The sequence below is a fragment of the Bacillus salacetis genome (assembly GCF_049177075.1).
GTDB classification, from domain to species: domain Bacteria; phylum Bacillota; class Bacilli; order Bacillales; family Bacillaceae_B; genus Rossellomorea; species Rossellomorea salacetis_A.
In genome coordinates, this window is sequence record NZ_CP185377.1 from 2525125 (window position 1) to 2544655 (window position 19531).

The following is a 19531-nucleotide window of genomic DNA, read 5'->3' on the forward strand; positions in this document are numbered from 1 at the left end:
CCTCCAATTTGATCTTGTTGAACTCTGAGTTATTATCTATTGATTTATATAGAGCATTAGCACCTGTCAGAATAGGGTTCAGTCTACCGAGGTGCCAGTCATTTAATTTGCCTTATTACTGACGATTTCAAAGTCTTCTTCATCGCTGAATTTTTCATTATTAAGCTGATCCAGCTCCTCAGGAACTTCCCTTTTTTGTTCGAAGGCCTTTGTGAGTCCAAGCAGCATCATCTTTGCTGCCAATACTGTCAGGGTGAAAAATATGACAGGTATGAAGGCTATCCATGGATAAGTAGTCCACAAAAATTCCCACCATGTCCCCAATGAACCAGACCATTCGTGGGATAACGACAAGGGTTGACTTTTATTAAACAGATCCATTTTGAATTGAAATCCGCCAATAAAAATGCCTAAAACACCAAGATGTGAAATCAATATCATAACCGAAATGAATTCCCTTAAGAAAACCATATAGATTTGAGGAACAAGATAGGGGCGTATATGATACATGATGTAATGCCTTTTGTAAGCACCCAGCACCTTCGCACTCTCAATAAATTGCTTCTTCATTATATGTTCGATTTCATTGCTGAATAACAAAGAGACAGACGGAAGGGATATGCAAACCAGAATGGTTATGTAAATGAATACCTTATCCTTAAAAGAATATTCAAAAGAGTCCGGATCCATCAGCGGGCCATCCATCATCACCCACTGCAAGAGCAAAAAGGCCAGAAGAGTTGCGGGAAAATAATTAAAAGCTTCTACAATAGAGGAGAAAATCTTCTTGAATTTATGCATATAGAAATGAATGCCCAAGCCTATTACAACTGAAGGAATCACCCTCAGGAATGCAATCAGCAGAGCCGCACCTATTGTATACTTGGCCCCGGCAAGCATGAGCAAAAATACGTCATGGCCAAAATTGTCAGTCCCCAGCGGCGGAAATTCCAATGGCGAGTATGGCGGGCTGAGAAATTGCCCATCCTTCCCTTTAAGAAGGTCGGTCTTTGGGACCTGATCACCTGTCATCCAATAATAAACTATACTTGCAGCGAAGATCCCAAACAAAAAAATGAAACCAGTAAGGAACTGCGGGCTTTTCATGAGCCTCTTTATTATCATGAAACCACTCCCTCCTGTCCGGTTTTCAACCTGATGAAGAAGCCGATTGCTGTCAACAAAATGAAAATAGGCAGGTAAAAAAGAAGCAAGCTGAAACATATTACATCAATTTGCGGGAATGCGAGAATGAAATGTGTTAAACCATATATGTTGAATAATCTTTCGAACACAATCAGGTTGGATAATAAATAAGGATGAATGATTTCATATGGTTCATCAGGCTGGAAGAAAAATTCCTGATGACATGCATGGAAAAAATGTATGCCTTTCCCAATCCTTTGCTCTCTGCAAGTTCGATATACGGCTTAGTCAATTCATCCTGCACAAACAGCAGCAAAAGTTTAAAAATGAATATTGTCGGCAGAATGGATAATGTCACAATCGGCAGGACATAAACGGGATCATTCCCACCTGCCACAGGTGCCAGTAATACCCCCGTTTTCTTAAAGGTAACAATGACTGTGAAGTGAATGATGATGATAATGAAAATGTCTGGAATCGACTCTAATAAGGAAAGTATTTTAAGCAAGGATGCAGATATTTTCTGAGGAAGTTGAATAGTTAAGAATGTTAAAAGAAAAGCGATAATCGTTGCAAGAAGCAAAGATCCTAAAAAGATAATCAATGAATAATTATAATAACTCCAAAACGTAGGGAACATGGAGTAAGTATTTCCTGACTTGTTGGTTATGGTGATATCTGCGGGACTGGTCAGGGAGAGGATAATCTCCCAAACATTCACAAGATAAAGTTGGAAATCGAGATTGATTCCATTTCTGAATAAGCCAATGAACCCCGAAATCAAGATAAGGCCTAATGATACAAATAAAAATCTTAATACCATAAACATGATAACCCGTAAATGCTCCATATCAGACACCCGCTCCTTCCTTGTACAAATGCGGCATGAGGGAATGAAGCCTCTCAATTCCGGAGAGACCAGTTCTACCTTCACTCTATCGGGGTCTTCAAAGAAGACAGCGTAGTAATCGGACCCGCCGGCAAAAGGATGCTTGTCCGGATAAAGAATTTCTATGCCTTTATCTCTTAATTTCATGGTCATTTCATCAACATGCTTCCTGGATTTTGCATGAAAAGCAAGATGGTTCAACCCAACTCTGCAGCGGTGATAAGGAATATCCAAAAACCGTTCTTCTGTCTGAACAAATACGATATATGTCCCCTCCATTTTCCAACTTCGTCCTTCATCCCATTTTTGATAAGGCTGATATCCCAGCTCCTCTAACAACCATCCCCAAAATTGAGTGGATTTTTCAAGATCTGACACATATAGTTCAATGTGATGCAGCAAGGGAACCTCTCCTTCCGATTACGATAAAATCACAGTATTATAACAGATGCTTCAACTTTCACGAAAAGCGCAGTACCGTTTTTTTTAACTTAATGCCTCATATTTCATTTTCCAGTATGGAATAAAGGGAAGAGTCCCTCCACCCATCCTTCATTTTTAAATGATCACGCATTGTCCCTTCTTTTGTCATTCCCACCTTTTCCAAAACTCTGGCGGACCCTGCATTTTCCGGGCTGCAAGTAGCATAAATCCTATGAAGCTTCAATACTTCGAATCCATACCGAAGTACCAATTGTGCAGCCTCCGTAGCAAAGCCTTCCCCCCAGTTCTTTGGATTAATTATATAGCCGATATCCCCCGCTTGATTGTGAAAATCGCTTATATTTAGTTCCACGGCGCCGAGCAGTTCATTATTTTGAATTCCTTGGATCACAAAGAAGAATCGGTTTCTTGGATTCTTCTTTGCCTCATCCAGTGCTTCTTGGACAAAAATTTTTGTTTCCTCTTCCGTATTTGGCCCCCAAGGCTGGAACCGGCTGGCCTGTTCCTGGGAAGCATAGTCATGGATCCCCAGCCAATCATCTTCCTGGAGTTCCCTTAAGATAATCCTATTCCCTCTTAATAATGATTTTTTCTCCATTAAAATCACCCTTATTTCCCTTTTAGTTCGTTCCATTCCTTTCGCAGCATCCCATAAATAAACCTGTCATGAAAATCCCCATTTAAATACTCGTAATCTCTTATTATACCTTCTCGCTTAAACCCAAGCCGCTCTGCAACAGCTCTGCTTTTTAGGTTTTCACCCGCCATATTGATCTCCACTTTATTTAAATCCCATTCTTCAAAAGCATGCTTTATGAAGCCTTGACAAGATTTAGTCACAAGCCCTTTCCCTTCAAAAGTGGTTCCCAGCCAATAACCAATTTCCGTTTTCCTATGAGCTGAATCAACATATAAATAACCGATTGCACCTGCCAGCTGGCCGTCATACCATATCCCTGCCCAAAAACCATTTCCTTCTGCAAACCTGGTTAGCGAATTTTCAATAAACACCTTGGAATCTTCAGCAGACTTCGTTTTTCCTGGAAAGGAGAGCCATTCGCCAAGAGTGTCCCGATTAGCATTGACCAGGCTGTATAATTGTGAAGCATGCCGGGGCTGAAAAAGGGAAATATGTATATCGTTATCTACATGTAGTTTAAACATTACGTTCGCCTTTCTTTAATGGTACTGAAAAAATGATCGGGGCATCTAAATTCTCACCTTGTTCCTCCACCAGTTCAATTAGAGCAACTTCAGTAATTTTTCCCATTATGGATTCATGTCTTTTTAAACAGTATTGAAAAGCTTCTGCCAGCTCTGCTTCAGACAATTTGTTTGCCAAAGTACAGTGAGGAATCCATTTTCCCGGTGTGTAAAGCGGGTTTGCATATTCATTATAACTCTCAAAAAATTCATAATGTGACCCGTGAAATTGAAGGAGTTCTGTTGTGACAGTTGGAGAGAAAAATAGAGTTCCATAATTCAAGAAGGAGCCCAAAGTATTAAAGCAAATCTCTTTTTCCGTTTCATTTGCATAGCACTTTTCCATCTCATTCATGAATTTTTGTTTATCTAATTCTGAGTAACTGGCTAACGTTATATGCGGCCTCCCATCCTTTATCTCATCCGCATAAAAAGAGATTGATTCTTCACGTAATTCTTCCCATAGCTGTTTGATCAATTCCTCTGTCTTTTCATCAAATAGTGCTGCAACCCAGTACATTCGACTGCTCCTTTAATTAAATTTGTAAACTGCCAATTGTTCAGACTTTACCAGCCTACACCAAATTACCAAATTCATTTCGATCTTAAAGTAAAGTTCAGGCTTTTCCTGCTTTCTCAAAGACATGTATCGAACTTTGCATTCCTATAAAAGCATCTTGGATTCGTTTTTTGTTCCAAGGATGCATAAGTTTAGGAAGTTTATCTAACGCAAAATAATTTATTTGTTGTATTTCTGCATTAGGCATAAATGTTCCTTCATGGAGGATTTTTGCCCTGAACAAAAGGACAAGATCATCTTTTTCGGGAGCAGAATATACCCCGACAAAATTTTCAACCTCAACTGCATGCCCTGTTTCCTCGAATACTTCCCTTTTCACCCCATCAAAAGGTGATTCATTTTCATCCAGATGACCGCCCGGCAATGTCCAGTTGCCTGATCCGTAATTTAATTTAACGCAAAGTATCTCATCTTTCTGATTTTTCACAACCGCAAATACACCAACTGAAGGCAAAAATATCCCCCCGCTTATTTTTATATCCAAACATCGTTCTCTGCTGTCAGTTCTCCCATTGCTTCCCCTGTATTCACAACACCCTTTGGTTCAACCAGCAAGATATGGCACTCATTTTCAGCATAGGGTTTGTGCTCTACTCCTTTAGGGACGACAAACATTTCCCCTTTGCCTAGTCTAACTTCTCCATCGCGGAATTCGATGGCCATTTCACCGTCGATGACAATAAAAACTTCGTCGGTATCCTTATGGTCGTGCCAAACAAAATCTCCCTGGACCTTTACAAGTTTAAATTGATAGTCATTCATTTCGGCAATGACTTTTGGGGACCAATGCTCTGCAAACTTGCTTAATTTCTCTGCAAAATTAATAGACTTCTCATTCATAACATTCCGCTCCTATATTTGAATTGCATTTATTTATTTTTCTTTGAAGCGGCACCAATTCCTGCCAGAAAATGTGTTGCCGCTCCCATCATCATCCCGCCAAAAATCCCGGTAATTGATCCTATGATGACCCACTTTGTAGAAAGATAAATTCCCACCATAAAAACAATTAAACCTGTGGTAAACAATAGATGTCCTATGTTCATAGCATTAGACCAATCCATTTATTTTTCTATGCATCACAAACTGGGACCTGCTTTTCTTAAAGCCATTCCGTTCATAAAACGGGATGTGCTCTTCCTCACAAAATAAACTGATGATATCAATATGGGTTAACTCATCCAGCAGCTTTACCACCATTTGATTGCCAATCCCCTGATTTCTCCAGTCCGAGTGGATGACTACGTCTTCAATATAAGCCCTGAATCTTCCGTCTGTTACAGCCCTAGAGAATCCTATTAGTTCATTTCCATTCCAAACTCCGACTGCTATTTGGCCGTTCAGCATTTTTTCAATATCCATTATATTCCTTTCAGGCCACCATCCTGCATTCTTGTATAATCCTTCCACATCGGATGCCTGTATTTGCTTTTCAGAGTTAGTGAATAACAGAATGTTCAAATTTTATTTCTCCTTTATAGGCACATAACCTGTCTTTTCAATTAGTTGTTGTCCCTGTTCCGATAAAATCCATTCTATAAAAGGTTTCACATTGGGATTAATGGTTCCATTTGTAATGGCATAGAACTCACCTGTCAGAGGGTACTTGCCGCTTTGGATTCCTTCAATATCAGGTTCGACGTCATTAACCTTCAAAAGTTTGATCCCTTTGCTCTCAACCATTCCTGTAGCGAAAAAACGGTAGGAGAAGCCGATTGCATTCCGATAATTCCGGTAGTTGGACGCTTTCTCGATGACCCCGCCCATCCCGTCTACTTTCTGATCCGTCGGAGGTGTCATGATGGGAGTATCCCCCATCATATTCTGTAATCCTGTTTGGCTGCCGCTCCCTTCCGGCCTTTGGAACGCAATGATTTCCTTATCCTTACCACCAACCTCTTTCCAGTTAGTGATTTCTCCGGAATAAATCTGCTGAAGCTGTTTTATCGTCAAGCTTTCCACCGGATTGCTTTCATGTACAAAGAAGACAAATGCTTCTTTCCCGATGGGAGTCATTTCCATGTCTTTCAAAGCGGCTTCCTGAACTTCTGACGGTCCTGCGGTAAAAATGATATCCACTTCCTTTTTAGCCAGCCGCGCAAAAGCATTACCTGTTTTGGATGCCACTGCTTCACTTTCCAGTGGATTGTCGTGGGGATAGTTTTGTTCGGGATAAACTGCCTGGATAAATGAAGCCATAACTGGGTACAGAGCAGTTGCTCCATCCAGTAATGGCATCCTGCTATCTATTGAAAAGTCTGCCTTTCCATCAAGGGACACTGCCTTTGTACCGTTTTCGAAAGGTTCATAGGCAGTTAAATCCACTTCCGCATTGTTGATTTCAATATGGTTTATGTATGCCTCGTACCCTCCGTATACCGCCAGCGGAAGGGTAAGAATCAAAGCTGGCACCGCCCATCTTGCTCTTTTTGTAAGACGTGCAAGAAGACCGAGAAAGTATAGATTTCCTATAATCAGGATTGCTACAACCACAATCTCTGTGTAAACATAGCCGTTCTGAGTAGAAACAAGGAAGGAGTAGCCGACTATGAATAAGCTGACAACTCCAAAAAAAATGGTGAATGCTGCTGCTGCAATGATCCTGCTCAACATTAGTAAGCCCGCCCCTTCATCATCTATCTAAAATTTCTTCTGCTGCTTTCATAACCGAAAAAGCACCACTGCTGTGGTTTGAAAGAACTACGGATAGAGTTTTGGAGTTGGGATAGAATGCGGAATGAAAGCTGACTCCCGGATCATATCCCATCACATGATATTTTGAAATGATACCTTCTTTACTGTTGATCCAGACACCAAATCCGTACTGAACACCTTCTTTTACCTTTACATGCGGAGTCAGCAGGAATTGTGTTGTTTCTTTGCTTAACAGTCTATTGTTCAGAAGTGCTTCCCAAAAAGCAATCATATCAGGAGCTGTAATATAGGCTCCTCCGTCAGGGCCTCCTTTAATAGGAACGGAGTAAATGTTGGTTTTGTAACCGCCCTCTTCTGTTTGGATATATCCATAGGCAGTTTCCTTTGGCAGTTGGTCCATCGAGAAATAACCAGATGAAGACATTCCTGCTTTTTTAAATATTTTTTCAGATACATAGTCTGTAAAAGAAAGTTTGGTCAGCTGCTCAACCACCATCCCTAATACAATATATCCTGCGTTGTTATAATGAAATTTCTCACCGGGCAGACTTTTCATCGGCTGTTCTTTAAATAACGGCAGGAAATCGGAAGGCTGCCTCAGCAGATACATTGGGGTCTGTTTCCACAAATCTGCAAAATCATCCATTTCATCTTCATCAAAATAATCCGGTATTCCTGAAGTGTGAGTCAGGAGATGGTGGATGGTTACTTTGTCATCCCACTGATCAAATTTTATATTCAGGCACTCCCTCAACTGAGTATCGAAGCTCAAAAGCCCGTTCTCAACTAATTGGCAAATAGCTGCGGATGTGAATATTTTGCAGCCGGAAGCTACACCAAAACGAGTAGGAAGGGTATTCAATCGTTGCTCAGCTTTATCTGCGAATCCAGCCGCTTCCTCAAAGATAACATCCTTATCACGTTTAATTATAATACTTCCAGAGAAGTTCTCTTTTTTGATGGTTTCTTGTATATCTTTATTAAGTTGATTCATTTTCATTGCTTACAACACCTTTAATGTTTTCTTTTTGAAGCTCTCTAACTGTAGCTATTCTCCATAGAATTTAGTAATATTTCTGGAGCAGCTTATAGTCTTTTGTCTTCTTCAATGAAATATCATGTTGGATACCGAAGTTTTCAAGGTCAATGAATATTTCAGCAGGCTGATAATCCACGACCACAATATTCCTGCCTCTCTCCATTTTGATTACAGCCTTCTTTTTAGTCCAGTCACTGCGCTTGAAGACAATTGATTTTACCTGTTCCGGGGTGACGGACTTTGTGAAAATACGGAATGATAAGAAAAACAGGCTGAACTCCAATTGATGTCCTACAAATACCAATTGATACTTAATGCCAAGTGACATAACCACAAAGAATAAAATCAGCCACAAAATTATAGTGATGACAACATTACCTGATAGAAAATCTGAACTTATCAGTAGAAATAGAAAGATCATCCAGGCAGTATGGGATTTTTCAATTCTAGTATAGGTCATATTATATTTAATCCCTTCCCATAATTTTAAGGGCTTTGTACCATTTTCAGGTAAGCAGCCCGCTCCGTAATCCACAAAAATAAAGAACATTAATCTTTCTTATTAAAGTCCTGTTCAAGTTCATTCTCTATGTCTTTGTCTGATATGGGAGGAGGCGGTTCTTCCAGCTGTCGTTCAAGCATACGCTGAATCATTTGTCCTGTTTCAGAACTGTCGATCCCTTTCCTCACTGCAGTTTCAATAATTATGTAAAAGATGAATAAACTTAACAATCCAAATAAAATAATATATGGTATTTCCATATGAGCCTCCAATATGGTTTATAATTCAGAATTTTATCATAATAGTCTGCCTATTTGGGGAAAATCGAGTATGATTGATGTATCATAACTAGTTATTGGACGATTTTGCCTTTGGAAAGTTTCATTTCCTAAATTCAACCTAAAAAGAATGCATTTCACTGAATGCATTCTTCACCTTATTACCAGCCTGAATAATTCGACAGAACACCTGCAAAGATACTGGTGCCACTATTTTCTATAGTTGTTGAGGAAAGGTTTTCTGAAGGAATTTCACGGATTGGTGGATTAATTCCTTCAAGACTTCTACATCAATATCCGCCAATTTGTTGATATAGACACAAGCCTTTCCTGAGGTATGCTTTCCGAAATCTTCAAGAAGTTTTTCCCTGTCTGGATCACCTGTGGCAAAATATAAACTGATCTTTGCTTTTCTCGGTGAAAAGCCTACCAGCGGTGCATCTCCTTCATGTCCTGTTTTGTACTTGTAATGATATGAACCGAAGCCAATAATGCTCGTTCCCCACATTTTTGCCTCATCCCCTGTTGTTTCTGTAAAGATATCCAACAGTTTGTATGCGTCTTCCCTTTTTTTCTGACTTTCGACTGACTCGATAAACTCAATCACGCTGCTGTCATTTTCTTTTGTCTTCAGTTCATACATACTATTCAGCTCCTTTTCAGTCATGTATGGTCAGTTAATGGATTAGAGAAATACCGTCTACTGAATGGGATCTCTTCAAAAGAGATTTCGCTTTCATTATGCTGTCCTTTAACCAAACAGGGGATCCCTGATGTTCCATAATCTCTTCTTCTGTCATCCAATATACATTTACCACCTCGTCCACAGCCTTAGGAAAAGGTTCACCTTCAGCTATTTCGCATAGGAACACGATATTAAGTACAGGTGTACCATCCTCCAACACGAAGGACGTATTGTTTACATGGACCACTTCCGAATGAATGGTAACCCCGACCTCTTCTGATAATTCTCTTGTTAAGGTAATTTCCAGTAAATCCTTTGAGTTTCCTTCCTTTTCCACAGTCCCCCCTGGAAACGACAAAAGCCCGCCGGCATGCCCTTCTTTTTTGCTTCTTTCAATAATCAGCCACTTACCTTTTCTGAAGACCGCTCCTTCTACATTTACACAGAACATTTTCCTAACCCCTTTTATCCATTTATTTCTTTAATCCAGTCTTTTATCAATGCTTGTGCAGTCTCCCTCTTCTCCAAGACCAGCATATGGCCTGCCCCGTCCAGCACCGAGAAAGTGGCTTTCGAAAATTTTTTGAACACTTCAAACTGACCTTCGTATCCGCATATACTATCTTGTTTCCCCATAAGGAACAGTGCGGGAATAGTGATTTCTTCATGTTCAATGAACGGTTCTTTTTTCAAGAAATATTCCTTCTCCCGCCAATCAGATGTTAAAAACTCTCTATTAGCCCGTTCCCTTCCCGGTTGAAGTTCTGATAGAAATCCTTCCACCATTTCATCGGTTTGAATTACAAATAATGTCTCAAAAGCCTGCCGCATATCATCATCCAGCGTTTTCAGCATTTTTTCTTCTTGTTTCAAGACCACCTTTTCTGGCAGATTTTTTGTCGGGTTATGCACCGCCGGAACGATTAAAGCGATCCCTTCCACTTTCTCTCCTAATTCATCCATAATTCCTTGTGCCACATAAGCGCCATAAGACATGCCAATCAAGCCGAATGTTTGATCTCCTATTGTTTTTTGGATAAATTCTATGATGTTCCCTACGATTTGTTCTGTACCTTTGAAATGCTCATTTATAGTACTTAAACCATGAGCCGGGAGGTCTATGTAGATTCTCTTACAATTGCTTTCTGGTGAAAAAATGGGTTCCAGCCATGCCTCCATAGCTCTGTGGTCTGTTCCCATTGAGTGCAGGATGATATAAGGCCTGCCCTCGCCAGTTACTTTGTAGTTTATCGTGCCATACTTAACTTTGCATTCCATTGTATCCCTCTTCTTTCATAATGAGCCGGATTTGTATGTAAGTCTCGATGTTTATCTTCTTCCGCTAAAAAATAATGTCTTAATGCATTTTTACCACCTTAATTGGATTCGACCTCTTTTTCATTTCTCCTCCTGTTTATACTTCTGATAAAATAGGATAAATGAATTGTTGAGGAGGAAACCCCATGGCAGAACACCACTTTCACTTAAAAGCAAACTGGCCGGGACTGCGAAATGATATCGGTGATATAGAGACCAAGAATATGAAAACCGCCATCTCGATTCCAAAAGAAATGGACGGGCCAGGTATCGGAACAAATCCTGACGAAATGCTTTTAGGCGCAGCCGCCACATGCTTCATTATTACATTGGCGGCAATGATGGAAAGAAGTGGCCTGGAGAAGGACGACCTTACCTTGGAGTCAGAAGGTATCGTGGACGTCACCAAAGGAATCATCACTTACAAAAAAATCATCCATAGACCACTTATCATCCTGAAAAAAGAGGCAACTGAAAAAGACATTTCTCTAGCCAGACGACTGGCAGAAAAAGCAGAAGCATCATGCATGATCACTAGGGCCATTAAAGGGAATGTAGAAGTGGAACTTCAAGCTGAAGTTATAAAAACAGAAGAGTGATGGACAAAAGACGCCGGCCATCTCAGCCGGCGTCTTTTGTCGTAAGTCGAGATCTCCAACACTAAAGAATATTCCTATTCTAATTAAGGGAAAAATGCATTTATGAAAGACAATTTGTTGTTTACCGATAAAATGGTTGCTTTCTTGGCTGTAAACTGACAAGCTTAAGAAACAACAATATTACTGACAACATGGAAGGTGAAGATATGATTGAAATCAGAACGTCTGAAATTAGTGACGGAGAATTAAATAGAGGGGTATTTGCCACAAGGGATATTGCAAAGGGAGAACTGATTCATGAAGCCCCTGTACTTCCTTATCCAAACAGTGAACATGAACACATTGAGAAAACGCTTCTCGCTGATTATGCTTTTGAATACGGCATAAACCACAGTGCTATTCTTTTAGGATATGGGATGCTGTTTAACCATTCCTATCAACCGAATGCTATTTATGAAATCAACTTCCCAAACTTTACTTTTGATTTTTATGCTCATAAAGATATAAAGGCCGGCGAAGAAATCATGATCAATTATAACGGGGAGGCCGACGACCAAGAGCTTCTCTGGTTTGATAAGTAATACCCCGAAATCTAGCGGATGCTAACAGCTCATCTTTGGAAATCTACCTTAGATGGGCTTTTATTATCAATGGAGGATATATGAAAATTAGTCTTATTATTTCACAAGTTATTTTTATTTTGTTATTCCCAGTATGGCTGGAGCTGACTAAGTATCTTCATTGGATAGTGATTGCGGTCGTATGGTTCTGTTATAGTTTTTTAGTTGTGTTTGTCGTTTGCCTGGTTAATCAAGTAACGATTTCTTTTAACAAACGTTTGTTGAGTATTGTTACAGCTGCATATAGTGCCAGTTTATTGATCCTTTTATTATTGAGGCCGAACGATGATCATGGAAGTTCAAACTTAGTCCCCTTTGAAACGATTTCTTTTTACCTTTCAGGGAAAGTCGATTTTCTTATTGCTTTCTATAACCTCGGCGCGAATATCGCCCTTTTTATTCCTTTTGGTCTTTATTACAAATATGTAAACAGGAAACCAAGTCCTTGGAGAATCCTTATCTATACACTGTTATGTATCTCTCTTATTGAAATCACACAATTTGTCACCCACCGCGGGAGCCTGGATATTGATGACCTGATTTTAAATACAGCAGGTGTCTTCACAGGATTTGTGTTGTATCCTTTATTCCAAAAAGTGTTCAAGATGATAGAGTAAGATTGATTTTTTCATAGAGTTCAGCTGGAATCGCCCTGCTAACAGCCATTATATTTCTTTCTATCTGTTCCGCTGAACTTGCACCAACCAAGGCACTTGCGACATTCTCCTGCTGAAGGACCCAGGTTAGTGCCAGTTCCGTTAATGAAACATCATATTGGTCTGCAATTGTTTGTATTTTTCTTACCAACTCAAACGATTCCTTTGTAAACAAACTGTTGAAGAATTTGTTTACATTGGGATTCTGTGCTCTGCTTTCTTTAGGAATACTATTTTGATACTTACCCGTCAAAATCCCCTGGGCAAGCGGGCTGAAGACGATTTGGGAAATTCGCAGTTTTTCTGATACCGGCAAGATATCATGCTCAATATCCCTTTTCAGCAGGCTGTACTCACACTGATTGACGATCAGCCTATTTAACAACAGGCTGTCTGCAATCTCTATGGCTTCTTCCAATTGAGAAGCAGACCAGTTGCTGACCCCTGCATAAAGAATTTTTCCCTGCCTGATCATATCATCAAGTGTTCTCAAGGTTTCCTCAACTGGGGTATTCGAATCATAGTTGTGGCAGTAAAAGATATCGATGTAGTCCAGTTCCATCCTATTCAAACTCACGTTGACCTGTTCCACCAAGTGCTTTCGTGAGAGACCTCTGCTCGTCGGCCCCCTCCCTGTCGGCCAAAATGCCTTTGTTGACAGAATATATTCATCCCGTGGAAACGATTTTAATGCTTTCGCTAAAATTCTCTCAGCTTCCCCCTCCTGATATACATTGGCAGTATCAAAAGAATTAACCCCTAGCTCGAATGCTTTATGAACGATCTGTGCTGATTCATATTCATTAACCTTGTCACCAAACGTTAAGTAACTGCCAAGGCTGACTTCGCTAACCATCAGTCCTGAGTTTCCCAATTTGTTGTATTTCATGGATTACCTCCAGTATTCTTTAGATTCCTGACTGCAATCAAAATTCCGACAGAGAACAGACTGATAAGAGACACTAAAACCTGAAGGGATAATTTCCCATTATTTTCAACCGGCTGTTTTTTTGTATATTTACCATGCCTCTCAGCTACATGGTAAATTCCCTCATCCACTTCAACGGCAATTGCTTCACCCGTGCTTATGTTTTTTATAGAAAAATATTTTGTTCCCACACTAAATGCATTGGAAAAATTACCGGGAAGCTGCTTATCACCTTTTCGAAGGTATTCTCTTTTTCATTAGACGTACAATTATCAAAAAGGTTTCTTCTCTCAAAAAAGACGAATCCACCATGGAACGTCCTTCTTTTCTATGTACTTTTCCTTTTTCATCTTTCGATTTACGACTGGTATCATTTCACTTTTTTCCTCATATGATGTACCCCGCTCCCCTTCCGACTGGCATCAATTCACATGAAGAATCTTCCAATGATGTACCATGCTTGCCCCGCAAACCTGCAACAGTCACCCTTGGATATATTCCTATACTATATCTCTCATCCTTCACTTTTAACTAAGCTCCTGAAAACCTCATTCAACACTTCATTAGAAATCTTTTGTCTCTCTGAAAAGGTGGGGGCTTCCTCCAAAAGTTTTTCCATAGCAAGGTTTATAAAAGAGTAAAGTGAATCAACCTCTAATCCGATTGTTTCTTCTCCAGACTTTTTCAAGTCTAGAATGCTGTTCAGTTCTGCAGCTATCACTTGATCACTAATTGTTCCCTCGGACAATGTTTTGAAATTCACCGGAGGAAAGGCGTCATGCTCCTTGATCCATATACAGCAAAGAACCCCTCTCAGCAAATGAAGGGTCAATTTGGTGGATTTTAAAGAATCCTTCTTCCATTTATTCCAGTTTGATTTTGACATGCTAAGGTAATGGTGATAGCAGGCCACTGCTGAAAATAGCTCAGCCTGCAAAGGAAGGATTTTTTCGCAAAATAATGGATCTGCCACTAATCTCTCCCTTGTATTCAGCCACTCCAGCATTGTAGAATTAGATTTCTTGTACAAGGTAAGTGCCTTTTTCAAATCCCATCCGCTTAATTCCAAATCGGTTCCAGCTTGTTCTTCTATCACATCCGGCTTCTTATCAAGCGATAGGTACCAGTCCATGTGGTGCTTGTAAATAAACCGGATATCATAATCACTCTTTGGTGAAGGAAACCCCCACGACCTGCTACCAGCCTGGACGGAATAGAGAATTTTGATTCCATTTTCGCTTTCTATTCGTTTGAGTTCAGACGCGATACGGTGATCCATCGGATGCTCACCTCATTGAGATAGATTTTCTATGACTTTTGCTAAAAGAAGGGTGCGTTCGGATAGAGAAGTTACTTCCAGATACTCCTTTTCGCTGTGTGCATTACCGCCGACCGGCCCCATTCCGTCTATGGTTGCTACACCGGCAGCTGAAGTGAAAGAGGCATCTGATCCTCCACCCGTCGATGTATCAGTAATTTCTATGCCCAGCTCTTCACCAACTGATATGATTTTTTTGAGTAATTTGTTATTCCGTCTATTCTTTTCCATTGGAGGCCTGTTGATTTCGCCTTCAAGGATGATTTCCGTACCCGGAACGTCGGTCTTGGAACAGATTTCTTCCATTCTTTCTTCAACGGAAGATGCTTGATCTGTCTCAGCGATCCTTATTTCCATCTGAGCGGTTGCATGGTCAGAAACGGTATTTACCGAAGAACCGCCTTCTATCAGGCCGACATTCACGCTGATTCCATTTTCATGGTCATTTAATTCATGCAGCTGAATCACTTTATGCGCAAGCTCTTCTATCGCACTTCTGCCCTTTTCCGGCTCGATTCCAGAATGAGCCGCTTTTCCAATTACATTGAGCGTATAGTTTCCTTTTCCTCTCCGCGCGGAAACAAGGGAGCCGTCTTTCCTTGCCGGTTCCATGATTAACGCATAATTTTTTCCTTGTGAAACGCGTGTTATTAAATCCTTTGAAGACGGCGAACCGATCTCTTCGTCACTGTTCAAAAGAATCTGTACATTGCGGAAATGAGGGGAATTATTCTTCAAAAGCGCTTTGATGGCATATAAAAGGGTAACAAGACTGGACTTCATATCAATAACTCCTGGTCCGTAAGCCATATCTCCCTCAATCCTGAAAGGACGTTCAACAGCAGTTCCTTCTGGAAAAACAGTATCCATATGGGCGATGATTAAGATTTCCGGATTTACTGCTTCTTCATGTTGGATAATCAAGTGATTCCCGTATTCCTCCTGTTGAATGACATCTATTTTAAATCCTATATTTTCGTATACATTTTTTAATAATGAACCTACCCTGTCAACGCCGGCTTTGTTTGTTGAACCGCTGTCAATATTCACCAGCATTTCAATCAATTTCAGCATTTCCTGTTGTTTACTGCTTATATATTCTTGCACTTTACTCTCTCCCAGCTTTCTCCATGAATCATAAACGTGTTATTTCCTACTATTATACCATTATGTCCAAGGAGAAACGTTTGATTTACAGTTATAAGAATATATTCTCGAATGTTTCCAAGCATGCAAACAGCTGGGGCTGCTTTAACGAATAAGGTAGAATTCTTTCTGCTGTTTGGCCATATAATGAACTTTGCCCTTATGGAATAAGATTGGTTCTTCCAAATAAATCGGGACGTCTTGATTCCATTCAGGAATGTGCATCCGGATATTGAATTCAAGAGCATAACAAGTGTTATCCCTTAATAATAAGTCCCCTCTGCCTGGTATTTCAGCCTGCTTATCATACAAACCAATCAGCGGCCCGGCACCATGACAATGAACACCAAGCGGATGGGAATAAAGCATGGCTTCTATGTCTTGACCTTCAGCTGCTTTCATGCTACCCGAAAAAATTTGATTGCCGCTTCTTCCTGTTTCAAAGCAGCTGGTAACGATATCTTCAAACCTCAACGCTTTTTCGAATGCAGCAGAAAGGCTTTGCGGAACGGTACTCTCGCCATTCTTCAGAACATATGCAAGCTGCTGGGTATCGGTAGCCAATCCAAGATAATGTATTCCAAAATCCAGATGGACAATATCTCCTGGAAGAATGGCCGTATTCTCCAGCCGATCCTCGCCAGCCCCCTGTCTTTGAACATCAACTGTAGGATAAAAAGAAGTTTCGAGACCCAGATCCATAACCTTTTGCCTGATCCAGTCAACTACCTCTTTAGTAGTGGTAATACCGGGATGGATTACCCTATTCGAAAGAGCCTCCTGCCCAATCTCCCTTGCAAGCTCACAGATATGGGGATAAGCGGTCAGTTCCAGCTCGCTCCTGGTCTGGAGCCAGTCCACCAGCAGAGGTTCAGAGCTGACAAAATTGTGATTTTCCTCACCAAGAGCTTTCTTTAAGTTGTTCAACATGTTGACCGTTAAACCGTCACTGGCAGCATGGAGCTCTCCCATATTCACGGCAATTTCAGCAGGGGCCCTCTCTTTAATAATTCTTGCAGCGCATCCCCATTGGGTTTCTGTGCTTTTCTCCCATACATTTTTGTAAAAGGGCTGGAATGCGGGATTCGAATGAAGAACGAACCTCTCGATTTCCCCTTGTTCATTCTTACAAAAAATAAAGACCGTCAGCCTCCTTGAACTGTCTACAGCTGAAGGAAAGAAGGTGCTGATGACAGGGTCTTCATTGTACTCCCTTCCGAATGTGATCCACATTTCCGTTCCATGCTCCTCCATTAATCCCGGCAATATAGTTTGCAACCGCTCTTCTAAAACACGATCCCGGAAAGCATCTCTCTCTTTTAAAGACAAGATTTTAGAAAAAGTTTTCTCCATACCCATCTCCCCCTTTTCTTATACACTTCTCTATTTTATTTAAAGTTTCCTTTTTTTATTGATGCAAATGGACATACCCGTGTACTTACTGAAAAAAAAAGCCGGCCGCAACGACCAGCTTAGTATCAACGGCTCTCTTTTGAAAACCATCGTGATAGTGGATAAACGAGAGGACTTTGTATGAGAAGTGATAAGATGATAGCACCAAAAGTCAGCGAAAGCAGCGTATCGTCCTGGCCTGAACTTTCGGCGGCCAAACCTAATAAAAGTGCAACAGACATGGTTCCTTTGATCCCCGACCAAGTAATGATTGAAATATCATCCCACAAAAATTCTTTCCTCCATTTTCCAAAAAGTTTAAAAATCCCTGTCAGCACAATGAAGCGGACAATCAACGATAGGCCAAAGATGATGAAGATGAAACCAATATTCTCAAAAGAAATATACTTCATAAACTCGATTCCGATCAACAAGAATAGTATTGAGAGAATACTTGGTTCAATCACCTCCCAGAAGGAGTCTAAATAGCTACGGTAATCCTCTTCTTTATCTGTTGTATCAAGCTTCCATGAAAGCATGACTCCCGATGAAACTGAAGCCAGGACTCCGGATACCCCCAGATGTTCGGCAAGATAAAAACTTCCGTACGCCAATACAATACTTAACATAACCTGATACTGGCGATGATGTGTAAAATGATAAATCCTGCTCACCATCCATCCAAACACAATCCCTATCAATAGGCCGCCAGCTGAAACTAAAAGAAAATCTCCTATAGCCGGAAGCATATTGAAACTTTCATCAGATAAGTAGAGATGCGAGATAACTGTGAATAAAACGACACTTGTACCGTCATTCACCATGGATTCACCTTCTACAACATCCGCAATCTTGGGGCTGTTGGATGATTTCTTTAAAATTGAAACAACTGAAACCGGATCCGTCGGGGTAAGGATGGCCGCAATAAGCAATGCACCGATAAAGGAAAGGGAAACCAGTCCGACAAAATAAATGGATGCCCCAAGAAGAAGAACTGTCAAAAGCAACCCGAGAGTGCTCAATACGCCTATGACACCAGCATTTTTACGCAGCCCCTTAATTTTGAACTGATACGCTGAAGTGAACAATAAAGCCGGTAAAAAGACATTGAATATCATGTCCTTAGTGATTTCTACCGGCGAGAAAAAAGGAGTGAACGATAACCCAATTCCTATCAACAGAAGAACTGTAGGCACCGGGAAGTTTTTCTGTTTTTTGTCTATAGTGAAAACAATATAGCCGATAAATAGTAAAATAAATACGTGTGTATAATTCATTACTGTGCCTCCTGCTTTAAAATCTTATGTTTTTCTTTTACCTTTCTGACTGACTCTTAAACAGAGGATCAGATAAGAAAGATAGGGTGAAATGTTTACTCTTTTTAACGTACGGGTACTGGATAAGAAGGTTTATTACCTTTAAAAATCTTGAAGGAGGAATAAGGGTATGAGTCTAAAATCTAAGTTATTAGTTGGTGCAGCAGCCGGCGCGGGATACTACATGAGTAAGAAAGATAACCGCATGAAGGTGCAGAACATGATTGAAAGCGTAAAACAGAAATGGCAGAACCGTGAGAATGAGGACTCTCATATACACAGAACTGGCAATCCTCACCCCCATGATGTGGAAGATAACACAATGGTCAGCGAGGGTGCCCAAACTTCGGTTCATTACTACAATTCAACCGCACAATAATAGCCATAGTCATTATACAAAGAAGGATCTTACCGGTTTGGTAAGATCCTTTTTTTGTATCCAGCTGGGGGCTTAAGTGACATAAAGACTCAATAATGCACATGGTTATTGCAGAACTGCTTTCTCTTATTAAAACAGTTCTCAGGACACTTTCACTTCAGTTTTTCACATTTCATGTCCTTGAGGACTTCCCTCAAGACACTCTTGACTCTGTTTTTCCCAGCTCATGTCCTTGAGGACGCCTCTCAAGTCACTTTCACTTCAGTTTTGCCCGGCTCATGTCCTTGAGGACACCTCTCAAGTCACTTTCACTTCAGTTTTTTCCAGCTCATGTCCTTGAGGACACCTCTCAAGTCACTTTCACTTCAGTTTTGCCCGGCTCATGTCCTTGAGGATCCCTCTCAAGACACTTTTACTTTATTCTTTCAACCAGAACCAT

The 19531-nt window shown here is 40.5% G+C and carries 24 protein-coding genes and 1 pseudogene; 4 read left to right on the forward strand and 21 right to left on the reverse strand.

Annotated features, from left to right (window positions below; translation table 11 throughout):
* Positions 1-102: 102 nt before the first annotated feature.
* The 16 genes and pseudogenes from ACOJQI_RS13150 to ACOJQI_RS13225 all read right to left on the reverse strand — a co-directional run bounded on the left by ACOJQI_RS13150 (position 103) and on the right by ACOJQI_RS13225 (position 10699).
* A complete protein-coding gene (locus ACOJQI_RS13150) occupies positions 103-1125 on the reverse strand; it encodes an ABC transporter permease subunit (protein WP_421378503.1) in 1023 nt (340 codons plus the stop codon).
* A gap of 931 nt (positions 1126-2056) precedes the next feature.
* Positions 2057-2437 (reverse strand): annotated as a pseudogene (locus ACOJQI_RS13155) (VOC family protein); the annotation flags it as partial.
* 97 nt (positions 2438-2534) lie between these two features.
* Positions 2535-3077 (reverse strand): GNAT family N-acetyltransferase, encoded by a 543-nt coding sequence (locus ACOJQI_RS13160; RefSeq protein WP_421378506.1) that lies wholly within the window; start codon positions 3075-3077, stop codon positions 2535-2537.
* Between the two features lie 11 nt (positions 3078-3088).
* Positions 3089-3643 carry a GNAT family N-acetyltransferase gene (locus ACOJQI_RS13165; RefSeq protein WP_421378509.1) on the reverse strand — a complete coding sequence of 185 codons (555 nt, stop codon included), beginning with the start codon at positions 3641-3643 and terminating at the stop codon, positions 3089-3091.
* Complete coding sequence (locus tag ACOJQI_RS13170; protein ID WP_421378512.1) at positions 3636-4202, reverse strand: 2'-5' RNA ligase family protein; 567 nt, start codon at positions 4200-4202, stop codon at positions 3636-3638. The genes ACOJQI_RS13165 and ACOJQI_RS13170 overlap by 8 nt, the downstream gene beginning before the upstream one ends.
* 97 nt (positions 4203-4299) lie before the next feature.
* A complete protein-coding gene (locus ACOJQI_RS13175) occupies positions 4300-4716 on the reverse strand; it encodes an NUDIX hydrolase (RefSeq protein ID WP_421378515.1) in 417 nt (138 codons plus the stop codon).
* Positions 4717-4736: 20 nt separating this feature from the next.
* Positions 4737-5102 carry a cupin domain-containing protein gene (locus tag ACOJQI_RS13180; protein ID WP_421378518.1) on the reverse strand — a complete coding sequence of 122 codons (366 nt, stop codon included), beginning with the start codon at positions 5100-5102 and terminating at the stop codon, positions 4737-4739.
* Positions 5103-5131: 29 nt separating this feature from the next.
* Positions 5132-5308 carry a hypothetical protein gene (locus tag ACOJQI_RS13185; protein WP_421378521.1) on the reverse strand — a complete coding sequence of 59 codons (177 nt, stop codon included), beginning with the start codon at positions 5306-5308 and terminating at the stop codon, positions 5132-5134.
* A 4-nt stretch (positions 5309-5312) separates the two neighbouring features.
* The gene (locus ACOJQI_RS13190) at positions 5313-5717 is read right to left on the reverse strand and encodes a GNAT family N-acetyltransferase (protein ID WP_421385472.1); all 405 of its coding nucleotides are present in this window, start codon (positions 5715-5717) and stop codon (positions 5313-5315) included.
* Between the two features lie 9 nt (positions 5718-5726).
* A complete protein-coding gene (locus ACOJQI_RS13195) occupies positions 5727-6875 on the reverse strand; it encodes a PstS family phosphate ABC transporter substrate-binding protein (RefSeq protein ID WP_421378524.1) in 1149 nt (382 codons plus the stop codon).
* A 19-nt stretch (positions 6876-6894) separates the two neighbouring features.
* Positions 6895-7917, reverse strand: coding sequence for a serine hydrolase domain-containing protein (locus ACOJQI_RS13200; protein WP_421378527.1), 1023 nt, complete (start codon positions 7915-7917; stop codon positions 6895-6897).
* A 64-nt stretch (positions 7918-7981) separates the two neighbouring features.
* Positions 7982-8416 (reverse strand): hypothetical protein, encoded by a 435-nt coding sequence (locus tag ACOJQI_RS13205; protein ID WP_421378529.1) that lies wholly within the window; start codon positions 8414-8416, stop codon positions 7982-7984.
* 89 nt (positions 8417-8505) lie between these two features.
* The gene (locus tag ACOJQI_RS13210) at positions 8506-8718 is read right to left on the reverse strand and encodes a hypothetical protein (protein WP_421378532.1); all 213 of its coding nucleotides are present in this window, start codon (positions 8716-8718) and stop codon (positions 8506-8508) included.
* Between the two features lie 235 nt (positions 8719-8953).
* Positions 8954-9379, reverse strand: coding sequence for a DUF1801 domain-containing protein (locus ACOJQI_RS13215; RefSeq protein ID WP_421378535.1), 426 nt, complete (start codon positions 9377-9379; stop codon positions 8954-8956).
* Between the two features lie 34 nt (positions 9380-9413).
* On the reverse strand, positions 9414-9872 hold the full coding sequence (locus tag ACOJQI_RS13220) for an NUDIX hydrolase (RefSeq protein ID WP_421378538.1): 459 nt from the start codon (positions 9870-9872) through the stop codon (positions 9414-9416).
* A gap of 14 nt (positions 9873-9886) precedes the next feature.
* Positions 9887-10699 carry an alpha/beta fold hydrolase gene (locus ACOJQI_RS13225; RefSeq protein WP_421378541.1) on the reverse strand — a complete coding sequence of 271 codons (813 nt, stop codon included), beginning with the start codon at positions 10697-10699 and terminating at the stop codon, positions 9887-9889.
* A 185-nt stretch (positions 10700-10884) separates the two neighbouring features.
* Here ACOJQI_RS13225 and ACOJQI_RS13230 point away from each other — a divergent pair, with 185 nt between their 5' ends.
* From ACOJQI_RS13230 to ACOJQI_RS13240, 3 genes are all read left to right on the forward strand, one after another.
* Positions 10885-11337 carry an OsmC family protein gene (locus ACOJQI_RS13230; RefSeq protein ID WP_421378544.1) on the forward strand — a complete coding sequence of 151 codons (453 nt, stop codon included), beginning with the start codon at positions 10885-10887 and terminating at the stop codon, positions 11335-11337.
* A 206-nt stretch (positions 11338-11543) separates the two neighbouring features.
* Complete coding sequence (locus ACOJQI_RS13235) at positions 11544-11918, forward strand: SET domain-containing protein (RefSeq protein ID WP_421378547.1); 375 nt, start codon at positions 11544-11546, stop codon at positions 11916-11918.
* An 80-nt stretch (positions 11919-11998) separates the two neighbouring features.
* Positions 11999-12574: a VanZ family protein gene (locus tag ACOJQI_RS13240; protein ID WP_421378549.1), complete on the forward strand. Its 576-nt coding sequence runs from the start codon at positions 11999-12001 to the stop codon at positions 12572-12574.
* On the opposite strand, the gene ACOJQI_RS13245 is transcribed toward ACOJQI_RS13240, so the two are convergent.
* From ACOJQI_RS13245 to ACOJQI_RS13265, 5 genes are all read right to left on the reverse strand, one after another.
* Complete coding sequence (locus tag ACOJQI_RS13245) at positions 12558-13502, reverse strand: aldo/keto reductase family protein (protein WP_421378552.1); 945 nt, start codon at positions 13500-13502, stop codon at positions 12558-12560. The two genes, ACOJQI_RS13240 and ACOJQI_RS13245, sit on opposite strands and share 17 nt — an antisense overlap.
* 553 nt (positions 13503-14055) lie before the next feature.
* The gene (locus tag ACOJQI_RS13250) at positions 14056-14820 is read right to left on the reverse strand and encodes a nucleotidyltransferase domain-containing protein (RefSeq protein WP_421378555.1); all 765 of its coding nucleotides are present in this window, start codon (positions 14818-14820) and stop codon (positions 14056-14058) included.
* Positions 14821-14832: 12 nt separating this feature from the next.
* Entirely contained in the window at positions 14833-15966 is a 1134-nt protein-coding gene (locus tag ACOJQI_RS13255) for a M20 family metallopeptidase (RefSeq protein WP_421378558.1), read from the reverse strand.
* 144 nt (positions 15967-16110) lie between these two features.
* Positions 16111-17358 carry a M24 family metallopeptidase gene (locus ACOJQI_RS13260; protein WP_421378561.1) on the reverse strand — a complete coding sequence of 416 codons (1248 nt, stop codon included), beginning with the start codon at positions 17356-17358 and terminating at the stop codon, positions 16111-16113.
* Positions 17359-17483: 125 nt separating this feature from the next.
* The gene (locus tag ACOJQI_RS13265; RefSeq protein ID WP_421378564.1) at positions 17484-18674 is read right to left on the reverse strand and encodes a cation:proton antiporter; all 1191 of its coding nucleotides are present in this window, start codon (positions 18672-18674) and stop codon (positions 17484-17486) included.
* Between the two features lie 169 nt (positions 18675-18843).
* Here ACOJQI_RS13265 and ACOJQI_RS13270 point away from each other — a divergent pair, with 169 nt between their 5' ends.
* Positions 18844-19092, forward strand: coding sequence for a hypothetical protein (locus tag ACOJQI_RS13270; RefSeq protein WP_421378566.1), 249 nt, complete (start codon positions 18844-18846; stop codon positions 19090-19092).
* Positions 19093-19531 lie beyond the last annotated feature (439 nt).

Excerpts from the sequence above, each read along its gene's own strand:
- ACOJQI_RS13150 (WP_421378503.1), bottom strand. The coding sequence starts at position 1,125 with ATGATAATAAAGAGGCTCATGAAAAGCCCGCAGTTCCTTACTGGTTTC.
- ACOJQI_RS13160 (WP_421378506.1), bottom strand. The coding sequence starts at position 3,077 with ATGGAGAAAAAATCATTATTAAGAGGGAATAGGATTATCTTAAGGGAA.
- ACOJQI_RS13165 (WP_421378509.1), bottom strand. The coding sequence starts at position 3,643 with ATGTTTAAACTACATGTAGATAACGATATACATATTTCCCTTTTTCAG.
- ACOJQI_RS13170 (WP_421378512.1), bottom strand. The coding sequence starts at position 4,202 with ATGTACTGGGTTGCAGCACTATTTGATGAAAAGACAGAGGAATTGATC.
- ACOJQI_RS13180 (WP_421378518.1), bottom strand. The coding sequence starts at position 5,102 with ATGAATGAGAAGTCTATTAATTTTGCAGAGAAATTAAGCAAGTTTGCA.
- ACOJQI_RS13185 (WP_421378521.1), bottom strand. The coding sequence starts at position 5,308 with ATGAACATAGGACATCTATTGTTTACCACAGGTTTAATTGTTTTTATG.
- ACOJQI_RS13195 (WP_421378524.1), bottom strand. The coding sequence starts at position 6,875 with ATGTTGAGCAGGATCATTGCAGCAGCAGCATTCACCATTTTTTTTGGA.
- ACOJQI_RS13200 (WP_421378527.1), bottom strand. The coding sequence starts at position 7,917 with ATGAAAATGAATCAACTTAATAAAGATATACAAGAAACCATCAAAAAA.
- ACOJQI_RS13205 (WP_421378529.1), bottom strand. The coding sequence starts at position 8,416 with ATGACCTATACTAGAATTGAAAAATCCCATACTGCCTGGATGATCTTT.
- ACOJQI_RS13210 (WP_421378532.1), bottom strand. The coding sequence starts at position 8,718 with ATGGAAATACCATATATTATTTTATTTGGATTGTTAAGTTTATTCATC.
- ACOJQI_RS13215 (WP_421378535.1), bottom strand. The coding sequence starts at position 9,379 with ATGTATGAACTGAAGACAAAAGAAAATGACAGCAGCGTGATTGAGTTT.
- ACOJQI_RS13220 (WP_421378538.1), bottom strand. The coding sequence starts at position 9,872 with ATGTTCTGTGTAAATGTAGAAGGAGCGGTCTTCAGAAAAGGTAAGTGG.
- ACOJQI_RS13225 (WP_421378541.1), bottom strand. The coding sequence starts at position 10,699 with ATGGAATGCAAAGTTAAGTATGGCACGATAAACTACAAAGTAACTGGC.
- ACOJQI_RS13230 (WP_421378544.1), top strand. The coding sequence starts at position 10,885 with ATGGCAGAACACCACTTTCACTTAAAAGCAAACTGGCCGGGACTGCGA.
- ACOJQI_RS13235 (WP_421378547.1), top strand. The coding sequence starts at position 11,544 with ATGATTGAAATCAGAACGTCTGAAATTAGTGACGGAGAATTAAATAGA.
- ACOJQI_RS13240 (WP_421378549.1), top strand. The coding sequence starts at position 11,999 with ATGAAAATTAGTCTTATTATTTCACAAGTTATTTTTATTTTGTTATTC.
- ACOJQI_RS13245 (WP_421378552.1), bottom strand. The coding sequence starts at position 13,502 with ATGAAATACAACAAATTGGGAAACTCAGGACTGATGGTTAGCGAAGTC.
- ACOJQI_RS13250 (WP_421378555.1), bottom strand. The coding sequence starts at position 14,820 with ATGGATCACCGTATCGCGTCTGAACTCAAACGAATAGAAAGCGAAAAT.
- ACOJQI_RS13260 (WP_421378561.1), bottom strand. The coding sequence starts at position 17,358 with ATGGAGAAAACTTTTTCTAAAATCTTGTCTTTAAAAGAGAGAGATGCT.
- ACOJQI_RS13265 (WP_421378564.1), bottom strand. The coding sequence starts at position 18,674 with ATGAATTATACACACGTATTTATTTTACTATTTATCGGCTATATTGTT.
- ACOJQI_RS13270 (WP_421378566.1), top strand. The coding sequence starts at position 18,844 with ATGAGTCTAAAATCTAAGTTATTAGTTGGTGCAGCAGCCGGCGCGGGA.